Origin of the sequence: Malaciobacter pacificus, assembly GCF_004214795.1 — a bacterium.
GTDB classification, from domain to species: Bacteria; Campylobacterota; Campylobacteria; order Campylobacterales; family Arcobacteraceae; genus Malaciobacter_A; species Malaciobacter_A pacificus.
Map to the genome: position 1 here is coordinate 1,874,658 of NZ_CP035928.1, position 23,109 is coordinate 1,897,766.

The window sequence follows — 23,109 nt, forward strand, 5'->3', positions numbered from 1 at the left end:
AAAAATGAAATATGAAAAAAGCTTTTACCAAATAAAATCGAATGCTCAAATATTTGAAAAAATTGTAGAAGAAAAAGAGACAATAGGATACTATAATCTTCCCTATCAAGATACAACTGAAATAAAAGAGTTTGCAAAAACTGTAAAACAAAAAGATATAGTAGTAGTTGGTATTGGAGGAAGTTCACTGGGGACTTATGCTATTCATCAATTTTTACTTGAAAGAGAAAACTCTAAAAAACTTCATTTTTTAGAATCGACTGATCCAGTTGACTTACATTGGAGATTAAAAAAAATTGATTTAGATCATGCACTTTTTATAATAATCTCAAAATCTGGCTCTACTGTAGAGACAATCAGTATTTTAAAATATCTTCATAGTATTACTACAATTGATAACACAAATACTGTTTGTGTAACTGAAAATGATAGTAAGCTAAATGCATTTGCAAAAGCAAATGATATGAAAACATTTGAAATAGCAAAAAACGTAGGAGGAAGGTTCTCAGTATTTTCTCCAGTAGGATTACTTCCTCTTGCTATTATGGGACTTGATATAGATAAAATACTAGAAGGTTGTAAAAAAGTAAGTGAAAGTTTCTTTGATAAGAGTGAATACTATGATACTATTATGGAAAAAGCTAGGTTTATTGTAGAAAATAAAAATAGATTTAATATAAATGTAGTTTTTTCATACTCATCACTTCTAGATGGATTTAATAAATGGTATGTTCAATTATGGGGAGAAAGTCTTGGTAAAGTTAATATTAATGGAACAAAACAAGGTTTGACTCCTATTGGTATTATAGGACCAGTTGATCAACATAGCTTTTTACAACTTGTTATGGAAGGGAAAAGAGATAAAACTATAACATTTATTAAAATTGATGATTTCAAAGATGATATGACTATTCCTGATATAACTATTCCTCATTTAGAAGAACTTGATTATCTGAATAATATTAAATTTAAAGACCTAATAAACATGCAAGCTGATTCTACAATTGAAGCTATAAAAAATCTAAAAGACATTCCATATGATATTATTACTATAAAACAACAAAATGAATATAATATTGGTAAACTTATGTTTACATATGAATTACTCACATCAATAGTGGGAAGTTTTGTTCAAATTAATACTTATGACCAACCAGGAGTAGAAGCTGGAAAAATTATTCTTAAAAATAAGTTATCAATTAAAAAGTAATACAGTAAACTATCTCAAAGTTTACTGTATTTTCTAAATTAAGCTTTAATCTCTTTTACAATTTGCATAATATAATCAGCAGATACTTTGGCACTTGATTTTAAAAACTCATCAAAATCAAAACCTGCATCCATATCAGCACTATCAGAAATAGCTCTTAAGATGAAAAATGGTACATCTAAAGCATCACATACAACAGCAACACTAGCTCCCTCCATCTCTAAAGCATCAGCCTTAAAAGTAGTTTCTATAAAATCTTTTCTATCAGTTGAGTGAACAAATTGATCACCAGTTGCAATTGTACCTTCAATAACTTTTATTTCATTATTTGAAGCTACTTTTTTAGCAATTTCTCTTAACTCTTTAGAAGTTTCAACAAATACTTTTCCTTCAGGAACATATCCATGAGGATGCCCAAAAGCTGTGATATCTAAATCATGTTGGCAAAGTTTATCAGCAATAATTAAATCACCAATTTTAAGCTCAGGATTAATAGCACCTGCAACTCCTGAGAATAGTAAAGTATCACATCCAAACTTTTCAATCATAGTACTTGCAGTTAAACTTGCAAAAACTTTTCCAATTTTTGAATAAGCAATTACAATGTCTAAACCATTGTAATTTACTTCATAATATTTATTATTTGCATATTCAACTACATTTATATTTTCAAAGTTAGCTAATAAAGGTTCAACTTCTTCTTGCATAGCTCCCATAATTGCTAATTTTTTAGTCATTTAATTCCCCAAGAACTTTTTCTAATGTTGCCATATCAGAGATATTTGCAGTTTGAACTTTTGTAATTTTTCTATTTAAACCTTTTAATACAATTCCATTTCCAAACTCAATAAACATATCAACTTCACTTGCAACTTTTTCAATTGATTGTTTGTATTTAACAGGGCTTGTTAATTGAGATGCTAATAATTCAATAGCTTCATCTTTTGTAGAATATTTTTCAGTACTTACATTTGATACTACTGGCAAGAATTCATCTTTTAAATACTCTTGTAAATATGGCATTAAATTTCCAACTGCACTTTCAAGTAGTTCACAATGACTAGCAACACTCATATCAAGTACTAATGCTCTTTTAGCTCCAGCTTCTTTAAATGTATCAACAAGTGATTCTAAATCAGCTCTAAGTCCTGCTAAAACTAATTGTCCATCCATATTATAGTTTGCAGGCCAAACTTTTTTTCCAAGCTCTCTTTGCTCTTCACAAATTTTTTCAACAACACTATCATCTAATCCAACTAAAGCCATCATACCAGCACCTCCACCAGCACAAGCTTCATTCATAAATAAACCTCTTCTATGAACTAATTCAATAGCATCTAGATAATCAATAGCACCAGCTGCAACTAATGCAGAAAATTCACCAAGAGAGTGTCCTAAAACAAATTGGGGTTGGATATCACATTTTTCTTTGAAAATTGCATTTGCAATTGAACTAACTAGTAAAATTGCAGGTTGTGTAAATTCAGTTTTACCTAAATCTTCATTTTCTTCAAATAATAGTTTTTCAAAATCTATATTTAATCTTTTGCTAGCTTCAGAGATCATCTCTTTAGCAATATCACTATTTTCAAAAAAATCTTTTCCCATTCCAACTTTTTGACTTCCTTGTCCTGGAAAAATAAAAGCAATTTTTTTCATATTTAATACCTTTAAGTAAATTTTTTAATGAATTAGATAATCTAAAACCATTAATAAAAGCTAAAATATTAACTCTTATAAATAGTTTTGCCCAAGTGTAATAAAACACTTGGGCAAAATAAAATACTTTTCAATAAATAAAAATTAGTGACAACCACATCCACCGTGACCTTGTGGCTTAGCAGGTTCAGTTGAACAACATCCACCTTCATCAGCACCATGTGAGTGACCTCCGCCACCACAACATCCGCCACCCATAGCAGCCATTCCACCAACAACACCTGTTTGTGCTTCTTCTTCAGTTGCATCTCTTAAAGATAATACAGAAACTGAGAACATTAATGTTTTACCAGCCATTGGGTGGTTGTAATCAATTGTTACATCACTATCAGTGAAGGATTTAACTACAACTTGTACAGTTTCACCATGCTCACCAGTTCCGTATAAAGACATACCTTCAGTTAATTCAATACCAGCAAATTGCTCTTTTGGTAAAGTTTGAACTGCTTCTTCATTATATTCACCATAACCATCTTTAGCTTCAACTAATACATCAGCTTGTTCATTTTCTGACATTTCAACTAATTTAGTCTCAAGTCCTGGAATAATTTGTCCTTTTCCTGAAACAAACTCTAATGGAGCTTGTCCAACATTTGAATCTAATTGCTCACCTGATTTTGCATCTTTTAAAGTATATTCAATACCAATTACTTTGTTCATATTTTATCCTTATAATTTATAAATTTTTTAAATTTTTCTTAGCTATCTTCGCTTCACTTGAGCTTGGATATAAGTCCACTAAAGTAGCATAAAAACTTTTAGCATTTTCTTTATCGTTTAATTTTTCAAACGAAATTGCACTATGAAGTAACAATGTAGGCATCCAATCTGCTTTATCATATAAAATAGCTGATTGTTTAAAATAGCTAATAGCTTTTTCATATTTTTTTCTTACAAACCACATTTCACCTAAGTAATAATTACTCTCAGCAGGTTTATAATTTATCTGAGCTAATTTCTCAAATTTAGGTATTGCACCTGTAAAATATCTTCTTGAGTACTCTTCTTTAGCTTTTTCCATATAAGCACTTCTTTTAGCACTTGTTGATAAATCATCATCCGAATCTGTTGATGAATTAGCAGTAGAAGTGTTATTTGAAGAAGTACTTACATTTACACTTACTTTTTTAGTTGTTGCTCCAATGTTTTTTTTTAACTCTTCAAACTCTTCTCTTGTCACAAATTGACTCATGTTTTTCTTTAATTCTTCAGAAGAAACATATTCAGAATTGATTTTATTTACTAATTTTGTAATCTTAGATATTGCTCTTTTTAAAGTTGCAATACTAGCTCTTACTTCTTTATCAGTTTCTGCTTTCATATTTAATAATTGTTCTGAAACTGATTTAATTTCATTTGTCTCTTCTTGGTTCTTCGAAGCTAGGTCAGTTGAAAGATCAACTTTTTTCATTAACTCATTCATTCTTAAAACAGTTTCATTTAACTTTGAAGAATCACCCTCATAAATTGATTCTAATCCTTCTAATCTTTTGTTTAAAGAATCAATTAATGAGTTTAAATCTGTAACTTTTGAAGATAAATTATTAATATTTTTTTGATTTTTCAATATATGTTTTTCAGAAGAGTTCAAACCATATGGATTTTTAGAGTCTAGATTTCCAGCTCCAAATACTGAAACCTCTTGGGCTACAGTAAATGAGCTAGTAACTAGCAATGCTAGAATAATTTTATTCATAGATACTATTTAATTAGAGTATGTTCAACTCTTCTATTTTTTTCCCAACAAGCAGAGTTTTTCTCAGTACAAACTGGGTTACTTTCACCTAAAGAAACTAAAGAAATATTTGCAGTTACACCATTAGTACTTAAAACATCTTTTACTGCTTTTGCTCTTTTTAAACCTAAAGCATAGTTATATTCATCTGTTCCCCACTCATCTGTATTACCAGATACTTTAACAGTTGAAGAAGGATTAATTACAGATAATTTAGATGCATTAGAAATTGCTTTAGATTTCTCTACATCAGTTAAATTATATTTATCAAATCCAAAATAGATATTATCAATAAATACTTTTTTACCATTGATTACATAATAAACACCTGTATCAGTTTTTTCACCCATTGAAAAACTACCATCAGTAATTTCATTAATATTTGTATCTGGAATATTGTTTAATGCAGTTTCTGATGACTGCTCAACTTTATTGTCAACATTCATATCAACATTTTTTTCACTACAACCAGTAGTAAATAATACAGAAGCAACTAACAAAGAGTAAATGCTAAATTTTCTCATAAAGTTATCCTTGAAATTTAAAATTTGAGTTCATTTTACTCAATCAAAACTTAATAAAAGATTATCTTTTGATATTTCATTACCAATCTATAGATTGAATCTTTCCACCATTTAAAGGGAATAAAAAACTCGAGTTAAAATTTAATCTAATAATACCAACAGAACTCACACCTTGGTAATTTTTAATAAATAGTAAAGACTGACCATCCGGAGAGAATTTAGGAAATTGGTTAATTCCATTTGAAGTTAGTCTAGTTAGATCCTGTGAAACTGTAGACATTAAATATAAATTGAATGTTCTACCTCCTAATTCATTGTCATTATCTTTACTACTATAGACAATATTATTTTCAAATGTTGTAACTGAAGAGTTATTTTTACTATGGTAAACTAGTTTTTCAACACCTGAGCCATGTATATTTTTTGCAAAGATATTTGGATTACCAAGCCTATTTGAAACAAAAACTATTCTATTATCATCTTCAATAAATTGTCCACCAACATCAATTCCACTATATTTAGTAACTTTTATTTTCTTTTTTGTCTTTACGTCGTATAAAAAAATATCAGGTTGGTTATCAGGAGCAGCCGTTATAAGAAGTTTTGATCCGTCATTATTTACATCACTACAAGCTATCATTCCATCAGATTGCATAACAATACTTCTTTTTCTATTAAAAATATTTAATTTTACAAGTGTTGGTTTATCATAATTATATGAAGTGTAGTAAATCTCTTTTTGTTCATTACTAGCCCATTTAGGAAAAATATTAAGCCCACCAGTAACAATAGTCTTTTTATATGCTAATGTGTAATCAGCAATCATAATATTAGCTTGTCCAGGTCCAACATAAGAAGATAAAACAACAAACTTATCCATCCAAGCTATACTTGGAGCTTGAAAAAAATCATTTATAGAAATAGCAACTCTATGTGATAAAAATGGATATCTTTCAATTTGAGAAGTTTTAAAATACTTTTCTTGAACCATAGATTTAGCATTAATATCATATAACTTTGTATTTAATGTATACTCACCACTTGCATCTGTTTGAGCATGTAAATTAACATATAAATCAATACCATTATTTGATAAAGTTAAAATATCTGGTATCTCTTCATAATTAACTTTAGAATCTATATTATTTATTACTTCAAAATGACCACTTACTGATAAGTCTTGTTCTAAAACTTTTTTAATTTTAGTTAAATTTACAACTTCAATACTGTCAGATGCCATTGAAATTATAATTTTTGGTAGAGTATTAGCCTTTTTAACAATTTCTAATTTTGCATCAACTTGTGCAAATAAAGTACTAATAAAAATACCTACTATAAAAAATATTCTAATCATGATTTATCCTTCTGATTTAAAATCTACATTAATTTTTACTGTTTTATTCTTTTTAGGAATAGGATACATTATACTTTTTTGTTCATCTAAAAAAGCTTTTAATGATTCATCAAAATTAGTATTATTTGAATATGAAACTATTTTATAATCAAATTCACCTTTACTATTTATTATTACAAGAACAACTGATTTTAGATTTTCTTCTCTTGTTGTTGGAATAAATCTATCTAATAAAGCTCTAACTTTTGAATAATATTCGTCAGTCTCACCTTTTTTACTTGAACTTTTAGATGTAGTATTAGTTGTAGTTCTAGTATCTTTTAACAAACTATCAACTTTTAAATTTGTAGATTTCTTTTCTTTTTCAAATTTGGCTTTATAAACTTTTGGGTCTGATGACTTTTTTACATTGTTAACTTCTTTTTCAACAACTTTTGCTTCTTTAATCTTAACTTTTCCAAATAAAGATTTTAGATCAGGTTTTTTTTCTGCTGAAGATGAAGTTTCTTTTATTACTTCTTGTTTTTTTTCAACAATTTTATCTACTTTTTTTTCTACTCGTTTTTTATCACTTTTTTCTATAATTACATCAAGTTCTAGAACTGTAGCTTCACTTTTAATAGTATAAGTTTTAGCTTTTGGACTAGCAACATAATATATAACTAAAATACAAATAAGAATATAAAAAGAAATAGATAATATTCCAGATAGTAAAAAAGATGATGTTTTTTGCATCAATTATCCATCTGTAACAAGTGCAACTTTAAAAAAACCTGCTTCTTTAACTGATTTTAAAATATACATTACATCGTCATATTTTAATTCTCTATCAGCTCTAATATGAATTGGAGTTTGTTGATCTTTTCCTTTAGAAAATAGTAAAAAACTATCAGGAAAATTATCAATTTGAACGGCTTTTTTATTAATTTTTACAACTCTATCTTTTGTAATAAAGATATCAATTTTTTTGAAATTTTGTACTTGTTGAGATTTACTTCCTTTTGGAAGATTAATAGGTTCTTCGAACTCTATAACAGGTGCAGTAACCATAAGTATTGCAAGTAATACTAACATAATATCAACTAAAGGAGTAATATTTAAATCTGGTTTTTGATTAAAGTCATACACAGATTAACCCTTAGCAATTAAAATTTCAGACTGAGCCTTCAAATAAGTATTAAGTTCATATACTTTTCTAGTCATTATTTGATGAAATGTATATGCAAAAATGGCAACAAAAATTCCAGCTGCTGTTGCTACTAAAGCTTCTGAAATAGCAGGTGCTATAATTGAAAAACCAACTTTACTGTGACTTGAAAATTTAGCAAATGATTCTAATATTCCTACAACTGTTCCAAATAATCCAATAAATGGTGAAGTTGAGGCGATAATTGCTAACCAAGAAATTCCACTACTTGCATCTTTTATAATATTGATTTCACATGCATTTAATAACTCTTTCGATTTTATTCCACTAGTACATTTATTTAATTGTGATAATGGTGAAAATGATGAATCTCTAGAAGTAAGTGATTCTAATGATTTTTGTTCATTTTTTAACATTGATGCTAATGCAAAATATCTATATAAAAAGATCCAGAATGTAATAATAAGATATAGCGACAATAGCGCTAAAACTATGTAAGTTATAGCACTACTATTGCTTAAGTAATTTAGTATTGTGTTTGTCATAAGCTTTCTTACGCGAATGAATTTATTTTTGCTTCAACTGATGCCATAGAGATATTAGAATCCTTAACAGAATTTACTAAATCTTTTGCAGCCTCAATATTTTTAGCTATTTCAGAGTCAGCCCCTGAAGTTAATGCAATAGCACCATCTGCTAATACATCTACAGTTTTTTCATCTACTTTAACATGTCCCCAGTTAATAGCAACAGCTTCAGTAGAATTCTCTTTTTCAATTACAATTACACCAACAGTTAATGAAGAAACTAATGCTGAGTGCCCTGGTAAAACTCCAAACTCACCCTCTTTTCCAGGTAAAGTTACAGTTTTCACTTCATCATTAAAAATTTCTCCATTAGGTGTAACGATTGATAATCTTAATTTATCCATGTTACGCCTTAATGGTTAATTATTTCATATTTTCAGCTTTTGCTAAAACCTCGTCAATTCCACCAACCATATAGAATGCCATTTCTGGAATGTCATCATATTTACCATCTAAGATTCCTTGGAATCCAGCAATAGTATCTTTTAATTCAACATATTTACCAGGAGATCCTGTAAATACTTCTGCAACGAAGAATGGTTGAGATAAGAATCTCTCAATTTTTCTAGCTCTTGCAACAACTAATTTATCAGCTTCTGATAATTCGTCCATACCAAGAATTGCAATGATGTCTTGTAAATCTTTGTATTTTTGTAATACAGATTGAACACCTCTAGCAACATCATAGTGCTCTTGACCAATTACGTCTGCAGATAAGATTCTTGAAGTTGAATCTAATGGATCAACTGCTGGGTAGATACCTTTTTCAGCAATCTTTCTGTTAAGAACTGTAGTTGCATCTAAGTGAGCAAAAACAGAAGCAGGAGCAGGGTCAGTTAAGTCATCCGCTGGTACGTAAACTGCTTGAACAGAAGTAATTGAACCTTTATTAGTAGAAGTAATTCTTTCTTGTAAAGCTCCCATTTCTCTAGCAAGTGTAGGTTGGTAACCAACAGCTGAAGGAATTCTTCCTAATAATGCTGACATTTCAGAACCAGATTGTGCAAATCTAAAGATGTTGTCAACGAACATTAATACATCAAGACCTTTTTCATCTCTGAAGTACTCAGCCATTGTAAGACCTGTTAATGCAATTCTATTTCTTGCACCTGGAGGCTCACTCATTTGACCATAACATAAAGCAACTTTGTCAAGTACGTTAGAGTCTTTCATTTCGTAGTAAAGGTCATTACCTTCTCTTGTTCTTTCACCAACACCTGCGAATACTGAGTATCCTGAGTGTTTGAATGCAACGTTGTGGATTAACTCCATAATAATAACTGTTTTACCAACACCAGCACCACCGAATAGTCCAACTTTACCACCTTTTGAATATGGTGCTAAAAGGTCAACTACCTTGATACCTGTTTCAAACATTTCAGTTTTAGTTGATTGCTCTTCAAAAGTTGGTGCAGTTCTGTGAATTGACCATCTTGGTGCATCTTCAGAAACTGGAGCACCTTCATCAACTGGATCTCCAATAACATTGAAAATTCTTCCTAAAACTTCTTCACCAACAGGAACTTTGATTGGTCCACCAGTAGCAGTACACTCTTGTCCTCTTGTTAAACCTTCAGTCATATCCATAGCAATAGTTCTAACTCTACTATCACCAATGTGCGCAGCAACTTCTAAAACTAATCTATCAGCATTAGCATCTGCTAATGTTACTTCGATAGCTTCATTAATTTCTGGTAAATATCCGTCGAACTCTACGTCTACAACAGGACCCATTACCTGAATAACTTTACCTTTCATACGGGCAGCTCCTTTAAATTATTTTAATGCTTCAACACCACTGATAATCTCTATCAGCTCAGTTGTAATTGCAGCTTGTCTAGCTTTATTGTATTCAACAGTTAAACTATTAACTCTATCTTTTGCGTTATTTGTAGCAGCTTCCATTGCTTGCATTCTTGCAGAATGTTCAGCAGCTAATGAATCAATTAATGCAAAATACATATTAAAGTCAATGTATTTTTCTGTTAACTCTTCTAATACTTCACTCTCATCATCAAGTGGTTCAATTTCTAACATAGATTCATTTTCAGTTGTCTCAACAGTTGGTAAGCTAATTGGTAACAATTCTCTTATTTTAATCTCTTGAGTTAACATGTTTAAAAATCCATTGTGAACTAATATAACTTTATCAGTTTCACCTGCTTGGAAACTCTTAACAGCACCGTCAATAAATTCAGATGCTCTATCATAATCAGGTGCAGAAGATAGATCACTAACTTTTTGTAATAACTCTTTACCTTGGAAAGAGAAGAAGTCAACCCCTTTTCTTCCTGCAACTCTAAGTCTTACATTTGTACCTTTAGATGATAATTCATCAATTAGTCTATTAACAGTTTTAATAGTTGCCATATTAAAACCACCACAAAGTCCTTTATCTGCAGTAACGAAAACGATATCTACAGTTTTTGGATTATCATTTTGAACAAATGCTCTTCCGATGTTTCCATCATCTTGAACTTTGCTAACTTGATGTGCGATATCAGAAAGTACATCATTTATCTTACTTGCATAACTTTTAGCTTGCTCAGACAGTTGTCTAGTTCTAGTAAGTTTTGCAGAAGATACAAGCTTCATAGCTTTAGTTGTCTTCTGAGTATTTTTTACACTTCCAATTTTTAATTTAATTTCTTTTAAGTTAGCCATTTGCTAATCCTTACTTTGCATTAAAAACTGTTTTAAACTCTTCTAATGCTGCTTTTAACTCAGCTTCAGTCTCATCATCAATTTTTTGTTTAGACTTAATAGCATCTAAAATATTTTGGTGTTTTTGCTCAAAGTAAGCATGTAACTCATCTTCGAATCTTACAACATCACCAACAGCGATGTCATTTAAATAACCTTTAGTACCAGCGTAAATAATTACAACTTGTTTTTCAATAACTAATGGCTTATTAACACCTTGTTTTAATACTTCAACCATTCTTTGACCTAATTCAAGCTCTCTTCTTGTAGCTTCATCTAAATCAGATGCGAATTGTGCGAATGCTTCAAGCTCTCTATATTGTGCTAAAGATAATTTTAAAGTACCAGCAACTTGCTTAGTAGCTTTAATTTGTGCTGCTCCACCAACTCTTGATACAGATAAACCTACGTTAATAGCTGGTCTAATACCTGAGTTAAATAAGTTAGTTTCTAAGAAAATTTGTCCATCAGTAATAGAAATTACGTTTGTTGGAACGTATGCTGCAACGTCTCCCGCTTGAGTTTCAATGATTGGTAATGCAGTCATAGAACCAGCACCCTTCTCATCTGACATTTTAGCAGCTCTTTCTAATAATCTTGAGTGTAGATAGAATACATCCCCTGGGTAAGCTTCTCTACCTGGAGGTCTTCTTAATAATAAAGACATTTCTCTATATGCAACTGCGTGTTTTGATAAATCATCATAGATAATTAATGCATGTTTTGCATTATCTCTGAAGTACTCACCAATTGTAACACCTGTATATGGAGCTAAGAATTGTAATGCAGAAGAATCAGAAGCACCAGCGTTAACAACGATAGTGTAATCCATTGCACCAGACTCTTCTAAAGTTCTAACAACAGAAGCAACTGAAGATGATTTTTGTCCTATAGCAACATAAATACAAACTACATCTTCACCTTTTTGGTTAAGAATTGTATCGATTGCAACTGTAGTTTTACCAGTTTGTCTATCACCAATAATAAGCTCTCTTTGCCCTCTTCCGATTGGAACTAATGCATCAATAGCTTTAATACCAGTTTGTAATGGCTCATGAACAGATTTTCTAGCCATGATTCCTGGAGCTTTTTCTTCAACAAATCTTGATTCAGCAGCTTCAATTGCACCTTTACCATCAATAGGCTCACCTAATGCATTTACAACTCTACCGATCATTGCATCACCAACTGGAGTTTCTAAAAGTTTACCAAGTCTCTTACAAGAAGAACCTTCTCTTAAACCTTCACCTTTTCCAAGTACAACGATACCTACTGAAGACTCTTCTAAGTTTGAAGCAAGACCTCTCTCACCATTTTCAAACTCTACAATCTCACCAGCCATAACATTTTTAAGTCCGTAAACTTGAGCAATACCATCTGCAAAAGAGATGATCTTACCTGTTTCATTAACATCTACACTTAATTCAAAGTTATCAATTCTTTCTTTGATGATTGAACTGATTTCATCTGCTTGAATTTTTGCACCCATTCAATTTTCTCCTTTATAAGTTCTAAACTGCTTTTAAAATATGATCAATCATTTGTGATTTTAATCTCTCTTTAGAGAAAGAGATTTCAACCCCAAGTCCATCAATATCTACTTTAATCCCATCATAATCACAAACATTTTGAGATAATGATAACTTAACGTCAAATTTTTTACTAAATTGTTCTTCTATTGAAGAGATATAATCTTTTGAAAGTTCATTATTTGTATAAACAACACCAACATAAGTATTATTCATTGCAGCTAATTGAACTTTTAACTCTTTAGCAATCTCAGGAAGTAGTCCTAATCTTCTTTTTTCACCAAGTAATTTGATAAAATTAACAAAAGTCTCATCAGCTTTCTTAATAAAAGATGTAACTAGTTCAACTTTTTGACTATCATTAACTTCAGGAGAAGAAACAATAGAATTAAATTTATCATCAGCGAATGCTGAAGAAATCACATTTAAATTTTCACTCAATACAATAACAGCATTAGTATCTCTTCCATCAACTAAAGCTTTTACGTATCTTTTTGCCACTAAATTACTCATTACGCTACCTTTTTAAGAACAATATTTGCTAACTCATCTTGAGTTAATTTAATATTATCTGATTTTAATAGCTCTTCAAGAACTTCAGCAACAATTATTCTTTTTGCTTTTGATGTTTCAACTTTCATTGCTTCTTCTAGATTTCTCTGTAAATTAGCAATATCAGAATCAACTCCAACTGCAACTTTTTGCTTGATAGAATCAACGTCAGCTTTAGCACCTTCTACAATTTCAGCTGCTAATTTTTTAGCATCATCTAACTGTTTTTGAGCTTCTGCCATTTTATCTTGTGATGCTTTTAAAGTATCTTGTACTTTATCAAGTTCAGCTTGGATACCTAATGATCTTTCAGCAAAAAATGCTTTAATTTTATCAGCAAGTAAATACCATAAAATTCCAGCAAATATTATAAAGTTAACGGTTCTTTGTACGATATCGTAATCAGTTTCCGCACCTTCACTACTAGCAAATACTGCCACTGGAGCTAATGCTAACCCAAGTAATAAAAATTTTTTCATCCAATTCCCCTTAAATTGAGCTAAGCTTAGCTTTTAAGCTCTCATTAAATTGAGGCATTGTAGATACTAAAGACTCTTTTAAAGCTTTAGTTTCATCTTGTAGATTTTTAGCAAATTCAGAAGATTTTGCTTCTAAATCAGCTTTTGCACTAGCTAGTTTAGCGTCTGCCGTATCTTTTGCTTCCTTATAAGCTTGTTCCCTAATACCAGCTGCTTCTTTTTTAGCATTAGAAATGATTTCATTTGCTTCTGCTAACAAACCATCCACATCAGCACCGTTTGATTTTGCATCTTCTAAATCTTTAGAAATAGATTCCGCTCTCTCATCCATGTGCTTAAGTAAAGGCTTAAATAGACAACTGTTTAGTCTAGCAACAACTAAAAGAAAGATGATACCAGAACTAAGTAACAATACAGGACTTATGTCTAACATTCATTCCTCCATATTTTTTACAGTTTAGTTTAACTAAAACTCATACATTGTACCAAAGCAAAATATAAATTTTTATTAAAGGAAAAAATTACGTTTTAAATTTTTAGATTTTGTTACTATTAGATATTAAAATAGTGTGATAGTTTCTCAATATCCTCTTGAGATTTAATTTCAATTTTTAAATAATTCTTTTCTGCTTTGACTTTTAGGTCATTAGCTTTTAATGTTTTAACTACTTCATTTAGTGGATTAAAATCAAAATTGATAGTCTTTTTGTCTTTTTTTACTTGTTTAGAATCTTTTCCTTTCAATTCTTTAACTAAATTCTCAGTTTCTCTTACAGAAAGTTTTTGACCAACAATAGAATCTGCAACTATTTTTTGTTCATTATCACTCAGGCCAAGCATAACTTTTGCATGTCCTGCACTAATTTTGTTAGTTGCTAATAATTGTTGTACATATGAGTTTAATTGTAACAGTCTTAAAGTATTTGTAATAGAACTTCTACTTTTGAAAACTCTTTTTGAAAGTTCATCATGTGTAATTGAGTGTTCATTAATTAATTGAGCATAACAAAATGCTAATTCTATAACATTTAAATCATCTCTTTGAATGTTTTCAATTAGTGCTAATTCTCTTAATTTAAATTTTTCAACATCTAAAACAATTGCACTAATTTCATCAATAAGAGCTAATTTATGGGCTCGTAATCTTCTTTCACCTGAAATTAATGTATAAGTTTCATCATCATTTTCAATAACTGCTATTGGTTGTAGTAAACCATGCTCTTTGATAGACTCACTTAACTCTTTTAATTTTTCTTCATCAAAAATTTTTCTTGGTTGATTAGGATTAACTTTAATAGTGTTAACATCTATTTTTTTTACACCAGATTTATTTTTACTATTTGAACTTTCATATGCACTTTCAACCTCTCCTAGTAATTCCCCTAAACCTCTACCTAATGCCATAAATATTTCCTATATTAAAATTAACCAGCAATTGCTTTTGCTAGATTTGTATAAGCTTTTGTACCAGTAGCAGCCGCATCATATAACATAATTGGTTTACCAAAACTTGGACTCTCTGCAAGTTTGATATTTCTTGGTATAACCACATAAGAATCTGAATCAACTTTAAATAATTTTGTCTCAAAATGTTGTGCAAGATCTGCAAAAACCTGTTTTGATAAGTTATTTTGAGAACTATACATAGTAGGTAAAAACCCTCTAATATGTAAAGATTTATTAATTGTTTGTTTAATTAATTTTATTGTATTTAATAATTGTGCTAAACCTTCAAGAGCAAAAAACTCACATTGAATTGGTATTAAAACAGAGTTTGATGCACTTAAAGTATTTATAGTAATTGGTCCAAGTGCAGGAGGTGAATCAATAATAATATAATCATAATCTTTTTTAATTGGATCAATTTTTCTTTTTAAAACTAGTTCTCTTTCTTTAGTATTTTTATAGAACTCTTTTTCAATTCCAACTAAACCAATATTTGATGGAGCTACTTTTAAATTTTCTATTTCTGAATCTAAAATTATTTCATTTAATTCTTTAGTTCCTAGCATTACATGATAAATATTATATTCATATGTATCTCTATGGAAACCTAAAGATGTTGTTGCATTTGCTTGAGGGTCTGCGTCAATTAATAATACTTTCTTACCTTCTAATGCAAGTGCTGCACTTAAATTAACTGCTGTAGTAGTCTTGCCTACTCCACCCTTTTGATTAGCTATTGATATTACTTCTGTCATCTTAAACTAAATACCTTTTTATTGTTTACTTGTATAGAGCCATCTTTATTTAACACTGAATTTTTTAAAGAGATTTTCTCATTTTCAATGGTTGTTTTAAAATTCTGACTAAAAGCGTATTCTATCTTAAAATCTCTAAAAATTTCCTTCCAAGAAATCTTTTCTTCTATTTTACTGAAATAGTTTTTTAAAGTTAAATCTGCATTGATATCTATATCTAACTTTCCATACTCTTTACTAACTTCTAACAAGTTCAAACCTATTCCACAATAAATAAGATTTTGATTCATTGTAGTAATAGTTCCTCCAATTTTTTTATCGTTCACATAAAAATCATTAGGCCACTTAAGCCAAACATTTGAACCAAACTCTTTTAGAACTATTTTTAAAAGAAATGAAAAATATATTGATGCACTTTGTATTTGAAGATCATTTGGAAGTTCATTTTTATCTAAAACAAATGAAAAAAATAGATTACCTTTTTTCCCATTCCAAGAATTACCTCTACTACCTATGCCATCTGTTTGATTGTCTGTTACAATACAAATCGGTACTTCATAACCATTTGATTTTATAAACTCTTTTAAGAATTTTTGTGTTGAATCAACTTTATCTAATTTAATAATATGCATTTTTGATTATACATAATATAATTACAAGATTTTATTAAATATAATTTTATAAAAAGGTTTCCATGTTAGATCCAGTTTTACCTATAGCAATATACTTGGCTTTAGGATATGTTTTTAAATTAATTTATCAAGATAACTCAAAACAATTAATTGAGTTCATTATCTATTTTTCACTTCCATCAATTGTATTTTCAAAAATTTATCCACTTGTATTAGATGAAAAAATACTTGGTTTAATTTTAATGTTTATTGGATTTATTTTATTTAATTTAACTTTAGCATATTTTGTTGGTAAAGCAATGAAATTAAGTAGATTACTATTAGCTACATTCATGATTATGGCAACATTTGGTAATACTTCTTTTATTGGTTTTTCATATATTGATGCATTTTATGGACAAGATTATATTGTATATGGTTTAATTTACGATTTATTTGGGTCATTTTTATTATTAGTTTCTATAGGAATGTTTATAATTACATGGGGAAGTGGAAGAAAAAATAGTATTAATTCTATTTTCAAATCAATATTCTTATTTCCACCAACTATTATGTTTTTTGTCACAGTTATTGCAAAGAACTTTGAAGTTCCAAATTTTTTAATACTTACAAGTGAAACATTAGGAGCAACACTTGTTCCCATTGCAATGATTGCAATTGGAATGAAGTTAGAATTAAAACATATATTTGTTAAGTTCCATGTAGTTACAATGGCTATGTTATTGAAAATGATTGTTGTTCCAATAATTGTATTAATTGGATTCCAGATATTCTATGGAATTGACCAAACTTGGGTAAAAGTTACAATTATAGAGGTTGCAATGCCCCCTATGACCATGGCAACAGTCTTAGCTATAAAAGGTGGTCTTGATGAAAAAGTGGCTATCAACTCACTAGTTTTAGGAGTATTATTAAGTCTTATTACAATTACAACTTATGTTAATTATCTAGCTTAATTAACATAAGTTGCTAACTTAAAATACTGCCTAATTCTAATCTCTGTCCTCTAATATAATCAGTTGACTTTATAGCTTTTTTTGATGGAGCTTGAATTGTAGCTATTTTTAAAGAACCTTTATTACATCCAACTACAATAAAATCATTTTGGATATCTAATATTTCACCCTTTTTATTATTAGAGTTTGTTTCAAATAGTTTAATATCTTTAATTTTTAAACCTGATTCTAAAAATACACCGGGCCAAAAAGAGTATGCTTTATATTTTAAATAAAGTTTCTTTGCATCAGTAAAATCAACCAATCCATCTTCTTTTTTAATTTTTTTACAAAAACTAACTTCTGATTCATTTTGTTTTATTGGTTTTATATTTTCAAAATTATCTAAGGTATTAATTGTTAATTCTGCTGCAATAGTAGATAATTTACTGAAAGCTTCAATCACTTCCATTGTTGGAGAAATTTTTAAATATTGAAGTCCTAAAATATCTCCACTATCAAGTCCCTCTTCCATTAACATAGATGTTACACCTGTATATCTATCATCATTTAAAAGAGCCTCTTGAATTGGGCTTGCACCTCTATATTTAGGAAGTAATGATGCATGAAGATTTATGCAAGGAGCAATATTAAGTATCTCTTTTGGTAAGATTTGACCATAAGCAGCAACTATTATAAAATCTGGCTTCAAGTCTATAATTTGCTGTCTAGCTTCTTGATTTCCTCTTAGTTTTAAAGGTTGGTATATTGGTAATTCAATATTCTCATCAATACAATATTGCTTAATATGAGGTGGAGTTAAAATTTGTTTTCTACCAACTGGTTTATCAGGTTGAGTAAACAGTCCTACCAATTCATAATTACTCTCAACTAGTTTTTTAAAAATAGTTGTGGCGTAATCAGGTGTTCCCATAAATAGAATTCTTTTACTCATTATTAAATATCCTTACTTAGTTGGTTTAAATAGTGTTCCATTATTATGATTTTCATCACATAAAAAATCATATGCATTAGTTAAATCAAAGCCTGAAGATAAATACATTGGAATCCCTTTTTTCATTAGAAAATCTGCTGCTTTTAATTTAGTAACAATTCCACCTGTGGCAAACTCAGAATTTGCAGTGTGTTTCATTTCTAATTCTTCAGGTTCAATATGAGTAACAACACTTAGAAGCTCAGCATCTTCATGCTCTCTAGGATTTTTATTATAATATCCATCAATATCAGTCAATATTGCTAACATATCAGCCTTAAAGTAATGTGCAACATGAGCTGCTAATTGATCATTATCTCCAAATACTAACTCTTCATTTGCAATTACATCATTTTCATTTATAATTGGTAAAACTCTATTTTCAAGTAAAATTTCCATAACATTTCGTGCATTTTTTGAACGTTTTCTAGAGTCAAAATCATCTGCAATAAAAAGCATTTGAGCACAAATAATATCATGTTCTTGAAACATTTTTTTATAATGCTTTAGTAATAAAGGCTGTCCAATAGCTGCTAATGCTTGTTTATTAGCCAATATTTTTTTATCTAATTGTAATTTTGTATACCCTGCACCTACAGCTCCAGAAGATACTAAAATAACTTCAATCTCTTTTTCATTTTTTAATTTAGCAATTAAATCTACTAAATTTTGAATTCTGTTTAATGATAATCTTTTGTTTTCTTCTGTTAAAACAGCAGTTCCTACTTTAATAACTAAACGTTTCATTTACCTTGTTCCAATAAATCATATAAAGCAAAACCTAGTGGTTTTGTATTAACTCTAGTAACTGATGAAATTGGTAAAACAAAATATGGCTTTGTATTATCAAATTTATTAAATGTTAAATCTTGAACATAATAAGGTAACTCTTTATCAAATCCAAACTCATTTGAATTTGATACTTCAAGTCCAATATCTTCAATAAATTGTTTAACATCACTTACTAAATCTTCACCATAATAACCATCTGTTTTACTTAAAACAATAGCAAAATTTCTTCCTGCTAATTCAGTAGAGAATTTTTCTACTTCTTGTTTTAATACATTAAATTGATCAATCATTGTTCTATAATTTGCAACATCAATTACAAATAGTAAAGTTTTAGTTCTTTCAATATGTTTTAAAAACTCTAAACCTAAACCTCTTCCTTCAGCAGCTCCATCAATAATTCCTGGAATATCAGCCATAACAAAAGAGTTATAATCACCTACATTTACAACCCCAAGTTTTGGTGTTAAAGTTGTAAACTCATAGTTTGCAATTTCTGGAGTTGCATTTGATGTAGTTGAAATAAGAGTTGATTTACCAACATTTGGATATCCAACTAAACCAACATCTGCAATTAATTTTAATTCTAATCTAATGTTTTTTGTAAGACCTGGAAGTCCTGGTTGAAAATAAGTTGGTCTTTGATTTCTAGAGTTTTTAAAGTGAACATTACCTAATCCACCTTTTCCACCTTCTAAAAAAGTAACCTTTTGACCAACTTCTAAAAGGTCAAGTAAAATTTCACCTGTATCATCATCAATAACCTGAGTTCCTGGAGGTACAATTAATACAAGTGGAGTTGCTGATTTACCAGTCATATTTCCACCCATTCCTTGTTTACCATTATCAGCTTTAAATACTTTTCTACCTTTGTAATTTGATAATGTATCAGTGTTGTTATCTACTTCAAAGATAACATCTCCACCTTTTCCACCATCTCCTCCGTCAGGTCCACCTTTATTAACAAATTTTTCTCTTCTAAATGAAGCGCAACCTTGACCACCTTTTCCTGATGACACTGAAAACCTAGCGCTGTCTATAAACATATTATGTTCCTTTTTATAAATAATTAAAAATTAACAATATTAACTTTTAGTTATTCACAGTTTTTTTAAATAAAAAAAGGGTGCAGGCAAATGCCATACACCCTTTTCAAAAATACTAAAAGTCAGAATTACGATGCTGCGTAAACTGAAACTTTTTTTCTTTTCTTATCTTTAATTTCAAATTTTACTACACCATCAATTAAAGAGTAGATTGTATGGTCTTTACCAATACCTACGTTAGCACCACAGTGAACTTTTGTTCCTCTTTGTCTAACAATGATGTTTCCAGCTCTTACAACTTCTCCACCATATTTCTTAACACCAAGTCTTTTTCCAGCTGAATCTCTATTATTCTGAGTAGATCCTTGACCTTTCTTGTGAGCCATAGTTTATCTCCTTATAATTTATTGCTTAAGCAGCAATTTTAGTAATTCTAATTTTAGTGAAGCTTTTTCTGAAACCTCTTTTTAACTTAGAATCTTTTCTTCTTCTTTTTTTGTAAATGATTACTTTTTTAGCTCTATTTACACCAGTACCATCTAATACTACTTCAGCTTCTACTTTCGCAGCAGATACAGCATCACCAGTTTTTAATTCACCATCGTTTAATGCGATAACGTCAGTAATTTCTAAAGTTTCTTTAGCAGCTTTACCAGTATAGTCAATATCTAAGATATCACCCTCAGACACTTTATACTGTTTACCACCACACTTGATAATTGCGTACATTTTCTTTCCTCTATTTCAATTCTTTAATGCTCTAGGTTCATAATTAACTATGCAAACTCTAATTTTCGAATCGGAATAATATCTCAAATTAGTTTAAACTTTCTTTAAGTCAATTCCTAATGATAATCATTTCCCATTGCAATTGCATCAATCATAATTAAAGAGTCTTTTGGTAAACCTTTAGCAGAAATTGTACTTCTAGCTGGTTTATGATCACCAAATGCTTCTGCAAAAAGTACATTTACTATTCCAAAATCATCAATATTTTCTAAATAAACAGAAACTTTTACAACATTTTCCATACCACTTTCAGCATCTTCTAAAAGTGTTCTTAAGTTTGATAAAACCTGTCTTGTCTGAATTTTAATATCTCTTTCAACCATTGTTCCATCAAGCGTTACAGGAACTTGAGCAGAAGTATAAATCATTCCATTTACTTTTACTGCTGGAGAGTAAGGACCTATTGCTTGTGGTAAATTATCACTTTCTATAAATTTCATTATATTACCTTTTATTTAAGTAGTTTTTGCATTTTACAAAAAGTTTTCTACTAGAAAAATAAAAATAAAGAATTAATTATAAATTATAACTAACAAGTTTACCTTGTTTTAATTGATAAATATTATCTTTTAGTTTTCTAATCATTGTTGCTTTTTGCCTAAACTCCATTGTTTTATCATATGAAATTGCTGTTAGTTTATTTGAATAAAATTTGTACAATAAAACTAATAACTCTTGTTTTAATCTTTCATCATCATAGTTTTCTAATTTTTCATTTAAAACAATTGCATTTAAAGATATATTATCAGGTTCATTCATTACTAGCTCAAACTCATTTTTATGAGTTTCAAACATACTTGAATCAACTAAATCTAAAACCATATCTAATCTTTTTGGATTTTCTATAATTGATTTTATTATACAAAGTTCTTGGATATTTATTTTGCTTAAATTAACTTCAAATGTTCTTGCTTTTTCACTACTTGTTTTAACAAGGTTTTCTCTAATATTTAATTTTTGTGCAATATATCTTTTATACTCATCTTGATAGATTAAACTTAAAGATTTTAAGTATTCATTTGATTCATTTAAAGCTTTTTGTTTTTGGGCGGGTTCATTTATGTTATATTTATCAACTATATAATCAATTACATAAGTAATAAAATTTTGTGAAGAGTTAAACATTTTTTCTAACTCTTCAATTTTTCCATCATTTACCATATCAGCTGGATCTTTTCCATCCCCAAAAATTATAACTCCACCTTCAAATTCACTTTGACTTAACATCACTGATGCTTTATAAGCAGCATTAAGTCCAGCTTTATCTCCATCATAAGCAAGTATTACTTTTGGTTCGCCTCTTCTTAATAAAGGTAAATGATCAGTCGTAAGTGCAGTTCCAAGTGTTGCAACTGCTGTATTAAATCCCGCTTGATGAAGCATAATAACATCTAAATAACCTTCACATACTACTATTCTATTTTTCTTGTATATATGTTCTTTTGCAATATGATAACCATATAAAAGTCTTGATTTATTAAATATTTTAGTTTGAGGAGAGTTTACATATTTTGCATTATGCCCGGTAATTGTTCTTCCACCAAATCCAACAAGCTTCCCATTAATAGAATAAATAGGGAAAGTTATTCTTTCAATAAACCTTGAATATAAACCATTTTGACCAGTATCAATAATTCCTAATTCAATGGCTTCAGTTAAATTATAATGGTTTGATTTTAAATAATTAATTGTTTCATGAGATTTTGGAGCATATCCTATTTCAAATTTTTCAATTGAAAACTCTGAAATTCCTCTTTTATGGATATACTCTTTTGCAATATTATTACTAATAAAAAGCTTTTGATAATATTTATTTATGTCTTCAATTATTTTTGTATCTTGTTTCTTTTGATTATTATTGTCATATTCAAGTTGAACATTATACATAGAAGCTAATTTTTCAATAGTTTCAGGATAAGAAAGTTTTTCATATTCCATTACAAATTTTATAGAGTCTCCACCTGCACCACAACCAAAACAATGATAAATTTGTTTTGCAGGACTTACAACAAAGGAAGGAGTAGTTTCACCATGAAAAGGACAACAAGCCTTAAAGTTTGCTCCACTTTTTTTTAATTCTAAGAATTGAGAAACAACATCAACAACATCAAGGTGATTCTTCAAATTTTCTATTGACTCTTTTTTTATCATGCGCAATTATACTCTTTTATTATTTTATATGAA

At 29.2% G+C, this 23,109-nt stretch carries 28 protein-coding genes; 2 read left to right on the plus strand and 26 right to left on the minus strand.

Going from position 1 to position 23,109, the window contains the following annotated elements; all coding sequences use genetic code 11:
* The first annotated feature begins 4 nt into the window (after nucleotides 1-4).
* A complete protein-coding gene (locus APAC_RS09435) occupies nucleotides 5-1,210 on the plus strand; it encodes a glucose-6-phosphate isomerase (RefSeq protein WP_130233859.1) in 1,206 nt (401 codons plus the stop codon).
* A 38-nt stretch (nucleotides 1,211-1,248) separates the two neighbouring features.
* Here the strand turns inward: APAC_RS09435 and APAC_RS09440 are convergent, their stop codons facing one another.
* The 19 genes from APAC_RS09440 to APAC_RS09530 all read right to left on the minus strand — a co-directional run bounded on the left by APAC_RS09440 (nucleotide 1,249) and on the right by APAC_RS09530 (nucleotide 16,372).
* Complete coding sequence (locus APAC_RS09440; RefSeq protein ID WP_130233860.1) at nucleotides 1,249-1,947, minus strand: 5'-methylthioadenosine/adenosylhomocysteine nucleosidase; 699 nt, start codon at nucleotides 1,945-1,947, stop codon at nucleotides 1,249-1,251.
* Complete coding sequence (fabD, locus tag APAC_RS09445) at nucleotides 1,940-2,869, minus strand: ACP S-malonyltransferase (RefSeq protein ID WP_130233861.1); 930 nt, start codon at nucleotides 2,867-2,869, stop codon at nucleotides 1,940-1,942. The genes APAC_RS09440 and fabD overlap by 8 nt, the downstream gene beginning before the upstream one ends.
* A gap of 144 nt (nucleotides 2,870-3,013) precedes the next feature.
* Nucleotides 3,014-3,589 carry an FKBP-type peptidyl-prolyl cis-trans isomerase gene (locus tag APAC_RS09450; RefSeq protein ID WP_130233862.1) on the minus strand — a complete coding sequence of 192 codons (576 nt, stop codon included), beginning with the start codon at nucleotides 3,587-3,589 and terminating at the stop codon, nucleotides 3,014-3,016.
* 16 nt (nucleotides 3,590-3,605) lie between these two features.
* Nucleotides 3,606-4,625 carry a tetratricopeptide repeat protein gene (locus tag APAC_RS09455; RefSeq protein WP_130233863.1) on the minus strand — a complete coding sequence of 340 codons (1,020 nt, stop codon included), beginning with the start codon at nucleotides 4,623-4,625 and terminating at the stop codon, nucleotides 3,606-3,608.
* A 5-nt stretch (nucleotides 4,626-4,630) separates the two neighbouring features.
* Nucleotides 4,631-5,188 (minus strand): OmpA family protein, encoded by a 558-nt coding sequence (locus APAC_RS09460; protein ID WP_130233864.1) that lies wholly within the window; start codon nucleotides 5,186-5,188, stop codon nucleotides 4,631-4,633.
* Between the two features lie 79 nt (nucleotides 5,189-5,267).
* Nucleotides 5,268-6,542: a Tol-Pal system protein TolB gene (gene tolB, locus APAC_RS09465; protein ID WP_130233865.1), complete on the minus strand. Its 1,275-nt coding sequence runs from the start codon at nucleotides 6,540-6,542 to the stop codon at nucleotides 5,268-5,270.
* A 3-nt stretch (nucleotides 6,543-6,545) separates the two neighbouring features.
* Nucleotides 6,546-7,277 carry a TonB C-terminal domain-containing protein gene (locus APAC_RS09470; RefSeq protein ID WP_130233866.1) on the minus strand — a complete coding sequence of 244 codons (732 nt, stop codon included), beginning with the start codon at nucleotides 7,275-7,277 and terminating at the stop codon, nucleotides 6,546-6,548.
* Between the two features lie 3 nt (nucleotides 7,278-7,280).
* Nucleotides 7,281-7,670 carry an ExbD/TolR family protein gene (locus APAC_RS09475; RefSeq protein WP_130233867.1) on the minus strand — a complete coding sequence of 130 codons (390 nt, stop codon included), beginning with the start codon at nucleotides 7,668-7,670 and terminating at the stop codon, nucleotides 7,281-7,283.
* 3 nt (nucleotides 7,671-7,673) lie between these two features.
* Nucleotides 7,674-8,234 (minus strand): MotA/TolQ/ExbB proton channel family protein, encoded by a 561-nt coding sequence (locus APAC_RS09480; RefSeq protein WP_130233868.1) that lies wholly within the window; start codon nucleotides 8,232-8,234, stop codon nucleotides 7,674-7,676.
* 8 nt (nucleotides 8,235-8,242) lie between these two features.
* Nucleotides 8,243-8,620, minus strand: a complete 378-nt coding sequence (atpC, locus tag APAC_RS09485) for an ATP synthase F1 subunit epsilon (RefSeq protein ID WP_130233869.1) — start codon at nucleotides 8,618-8,620, stop codon at nucleotides 8,243-8,245.
* Nucleotides 8,621-8,639: 19 nt separating this feature from the next.
* Complete coding sequence (gene atpD / locus APAC_RS09490) at nucleotides 8,640-10,034, minus strand: F0F1 ATP synthase subunit beta (RefSeq protein WP_130233870.1); 1,395 nt, start codon at nucleotides 10,032-10,034, stop codon at nucleotides 8,640-8,642.
* An 18-nt stretch (nucleotides 10,035-10,052) separates the two neighbouring features.
* Nucleotides 10,053-10,940, minus strand: coding sequence for an ATP synthase F1 subunit gamma (gene atpG / locus APAC_RS09495; protein WP_130233871.1), 888 nt, complete (start codon nucleotides 10,938-10,940; stop codon nucleotides 10,053-10,055).
* Nucleotides 10,941-10,950: 10 nt separating this feature from the next.
* Entirely contained in the window at nucleotides 10,951-12,468 is a 1,518-nt protein-coding gene (gene atpA, locus APAC_RS09500; protein ID WP_130233872.1) for a F0F1 ATP synthase subunit alpha, read from the minus strand.
* Nucleotides 12,469-12,490: 22 nt separating this feature from the next.
* Nucleotides 12,491-13,021, minus strand: a complete 531-nt coding sequence (locus APAC_RS09505) for a F0F1 ATP synthase subunit delta (protein WP_130233873.1) — start codon at nucleotides 13,019-13,021, stop codon at nucleotides 12,491-12,493.
* The gene (locus APAC_RS09510) at nucleotides 13,021-13,539 is read right to left on the minus strand and encodes a F0F1 ATP synthase subunit B (RefSeq protein ID WP_130233874.1); all 519 of its coding nucleotides are present in this window, start codon (nucleotides 13,537-13,539) and stop codon (nucleotides 13,021-13,023) included. The genes APAC_RS09505 and APAC_RS09510 overlap by 1 nt, the downstream gene beginning before the upstream one ends.
* Before the next feature lie 10 nt (nucleotides 13,540-13,549).
* Complete coding sequence (locus APAC_RS09515) at nucleotides 13,550-13,972, minus strand: F0F1 ATP synthase subunit B family protein (protein ID WP_130233875.1); 423 nt, start codon at nucleotides 13,970-13,972, stop codon at nucleotides 13,550-13,552.
* 119 nt (nucleotides 13,973-14,091) lie between these two features.
* The gene (locus APAC_RS09520; RefSeq protein WP_130233876.1) at nucleotides 14,092-14,943 is read right to left on the minus strand and encodes a ParB/RepB/Spo0J family partition protein; all 852 of its coding nucleotides are present in this window, start codon (nucleotides 14,941-14,943) and stop codon (nucleotides 14,092-14,094) included.
* A 20-nt stretch (nucleotides 14,944-14,963) separates the two neighbouring features.
* Nucleotides 14,964-15,740: a ParA family protein gene (locus APAC_RS09525; protein ID WP_130233877.1), complete on the minus strand. Its 777-nt coding sequence runs from the start codon at nucleotides 15,738-15,740 to the stop codon at nucleotides 14,964-14,966.
* Nucleotides 15,737-16,372: a biotin--[acetyl-CoA-carboxylase] ligase gene (locus APAC_RS09530; RefSeq protein ID WP_130233878.1), complete on the minus strand. Its 636-nt coding sequence runs from the start codon at nucleotides 16,370-16,372 to the stop codon at nucleotides 15,737-15,739. The genes APAC_RS09525 and APAC_RS09530 overlap by 4 nt, the downstream gene beginning before the upstream one ends.
* A gap of 62 nt (nucleotides 16,373-16,434) precedes the next feature.
* Here APAC_RS09530 and APAC_RS09535 point away from each other — a divergent pair, with 62 nt between their 5' ends.
* Complete coding sequence (locus APAC_RS09535) at nucleotides 16,435-17,328, plus strand: AEC family transporter (protein WP_130233879.1); 894 nt, start codon at nucleotides 16,435-16,437, stop codon at nucleotides 17,326-17,328.
* 13 nt (nucleotides 17,329-17,341) lie between these two features.
* On the opposite strand, the gene fmt is transcribed toward APAC_RS09535, so the two are convergent.
* From fmt to dnaG, 7 genes are all read right to left on the minus strand, one after another.
* Nucleotides 17,342-18,262 carry a methionyl-tRNA formyltransferase gene (gene fmt, locus APAC_RS09540; RefSeq protein WP_130233880.1) on the minus strand — a complete coding sequence of 307 codons (921 nt, stop codon included), beginning with the start codon at nucleotides 18,260-18,262 and terminating at the stop codon, nucleotides 17,342-17,344.
* A gap of 12 nt (nucleotides 18,263-18,274) precedes the next feature.
* Nucleotides 18,275-19,048, minus strand: a complete 774-nt coding sequence (proB, locus tag APAC_RS09545) for a glutamate 5-kinase (protein WP_130233881.1) — start codon at nucleotides 19,046-19,048, stop codon at nucleotides 18,275-18,277.
* Nucleotides 19,045-20,136, minus strand: a complete 1,092-nt coding sequence (obgE, locus tag APAC_RS09550) for a GTPase ObgE (RefSeq protein WP_130233882.1) — start codon at nucleotides 20,134-20,136, stop codon at nucleotides 19,045-19,047. The genes proB and obgE overlap by 4 nt, the downstream gene beginning before the upstream one ends.
* A gap of 128 nt (nucleotides 20,137-20,264) precedes the next feature.
* Nucleotides 20,265-20,522, minus strand: a complete 258-nt coding sequence (gene rpmA / locus APAC_RS09555) for a 50S ribosomal protein L27 (RefSeq protein WP_130233883.1) — start codon at nucleotides 20,520-20,522, stop codon at nucleotides 20,265-20,267.
* 25 nt (nucleotides 20,523-20,547) lie between these two features.
* Nucleotides 20,548-20,865: a 50S ribosomal protein L21 gene (gene rplU / locus APAC_RS09560; RefSeq protein WP_130233884.1), complete on the minus strand. Its 318-nt coding sequence runs from the start codon at nucleotides 20,863-20,865 to the stop codon at nucleotides 20,548-20,550.
* Nucleotides 20,866-20,981: 116 nt separating this feature from the next.
* Nucleotides 20,982-21,365 carry a Rid family detoxifying hydrolase gene (locus tag APAC_RS09565; RefSeq protein ID WP_130233885.1) on the minus strand — a complete coding sequence of 128 codons (384 nt, stop codon included), beginning with the start codon at nucleotides 21,363-21,365 and terminating at the stop codon, nucleotides 20,982-20,984.
* Between the two features lie 76 nt (nucleotides 21,366-21,441).
* Nucleotides 21,442-23,076: a DNA primase gene (gene dnaG, locus APAC_RS09570; RefSeq protein ID WP_130233886.1), complete on the minus strand. Its 1,635-nt coding sequence runs from the start codon at nucleotides 23,074-23,076 to the stop codon at nucleotides 21,442-21,444.
* Between the last annotated feature and the right edge of the window lie 33 nt (nucleotides 23,077-23,109).

Bases quoted from the DNA above. Each gene is read 5' to 3' on its own strand.
- APAC_RS09435 (WP_130233859.1), top strand. From the start codon at position 5: ATGAAATATGAAAAAAGCTTTTACCAAATAAAATCGAATGCTCAAATA.
- APAC_RS09440 (WP_130233860.1), bottom strand. From the start codon at position 1,947: ATGACTAAAAAATTAGCAATTATGGGAGCTATGCAAGAAGAAGTTGAA.
- fabD (WP_130233861.1), bottom strand. From the start codon at position 2,869: ATGAAAAAAATTGCTTTTATTTTTCCAGGACAAGGAAGTCAAAAAGTT.
- APAC_RS09450 (WP_130233862.1), bottom strand. From the start codon at position 3,589: ATGAACAAAGTAATTGGTATTGAATATACTTTAAAAGATGCAAAATCA.
- APAC_RS09455 (WP_130233863.1), bottom strand. From the start codon at position 4,625: ATGAATAAAATTATTCTAGCATTGCTAGTTACTAGCTCATTTACTGTA.
- APAC_RS09460 (WP_130233864.1), bottom strand. From the start codon at position 5,188: ATGAGAAAATTTAGCATTTACTCTTTGTTAGTTGCTTCTGTATTATTT.
- tolB (WP_130233865.1), bottom strand. From the start codon at position 6,542: ATGATTAGAATATTTTTTATAGTAGGTATTTTTATTAGTACTTTATTT.
- APAC_RS09470 (WP_130233866.1), bottom strand. From the start codon at position 7,277: ATGCAAAAAACATCATCTTTTTTACTATCTGGAATATTATCTATTTCT.
- APAC_RS09480 (WP_130233868.1), bottom strand. From the start codon at position 8,234: ATGACAAACACAATACTAAATTACTTAAGCAATAGTAGTGCTATAACT.
- atpC (WP_130233869.1), bottom strand. From the start codon at position 8,620: ATGGATAAATTAAGATTATCAATCGTTACACCTAATGGAGAAATTTTT.
- atpD (WP_130233870.1), bottom strand. From the start codon at position 10,034: ATGAAAGGTAAAGTTATTCAGGTAATGGGTCCTGTTGTAGACGTAGAG.
- atpG (WP_130233871.1), bottom strand. From the start codon at position 10,940: ATGGCTAACTTAAAAGAAATTAAATTAAAAATTGGAAGTGTAAAAAAT.
- atpA (WP_130233872.1), bottom strand. From the start codon at position 12,468: ATGGGTGCAAAAATTCAAGCAGATGAAATCAGTTCAATCATCAAAGAA.
- APAC_RS09505 (WP_130233873.1), bottom strand. From the start codon at position 13,021: ATGAGTAATTTAGTGGCAAAAAGATACGTAAAAGCTTTAGTTGATGGA.
- APAC_RS09510 (WP_130233874.1), bottom strand. From the start codon at position 13,539: ATGAAAAAATTTTTATTACTTGGGTTAGCATTAGCTCCAGTGGCAGTA.
- APAC_RS09515 (WP_130233875.1), bottom strand. From the start codon at position 13,972: ATGTTAGACATAAGTCCTGTATTGTTACTTAGTTCTGGTATCATCTTT.
- APAC_RS09520 (WP_130233876.1), bottom strand. From the start codon at position 14,943: ATGGCATTAGGTAGAGGTTTAGGGGAATTACTAGGAGAGGTTGAAAGT.
- APAC_RS09525 (WP_130233877.1), bottom strand. From the start codon at position 15,740: ATGACAGAAGTAATATCAATAGCTAATCAAAAGGGTGGAGTAGGCAAG.
- APAC_RS09530 (WP_130233878.1), bottom strand. From the start codon at position 16,372: ATGCATATTATTAAATTAGATAAAGTTGATTCAACACAAAAATTCTTA.
- APAC_RS09535 (WP_130233879.1), top strand. From the start codon at position 16,435: ATGTTAGATCCAGTTTTACCTATAGCAATATACTTGGCTTTAGGATAT.
- fmt (WP_130233880.1), bottom strand. From the start codon at position 18,262: ATGAGTAAAAGAATTCTATTTATGGGAACACCTGATTACGCCACAACT.
- proB (WP_130233881.1), bottom strand. From the start codon at position 19,048: ATGAAACGTTTAGTTATTAAAGTAGGAACTGCTGTTTTAACAGAAGAA.
- obgE (WP_130233882.1), bottom strand. From the start codon at position 20,136: ATGTTTATAGACAGCGCTAGGTTTTCAGTGTCATCAGGAAAAGGTGGT.
- rpmA (WP_130233883.1), bottom strand. From the start codon at position 20,522: ATGGCTCACAAGAAAGGTCAAGGATCTACTCAGAATAATAGAGATTCA.
- rplU (WP_130233884.1), bottom strand. From the start codon at position 20,865: ATGTACGCAATTATCAAGTGTGGTGGTAAACAGTATAAAGTGTCTGAG.
- APAC_RS09565 (WP_130233885.1), bottom strand. From the start codon at position 21,365: ATGAAATTTATAGAAAGTGATAATTTACCACAAGCAATAGGTCCTTAC.
- dnaG (WP_130233886.1), bottom strand. From the start codon at position 23,076: ATGATAAAAAAAGAGTCAATAGAAAATTTGAAGAATCACCTTGATGTT.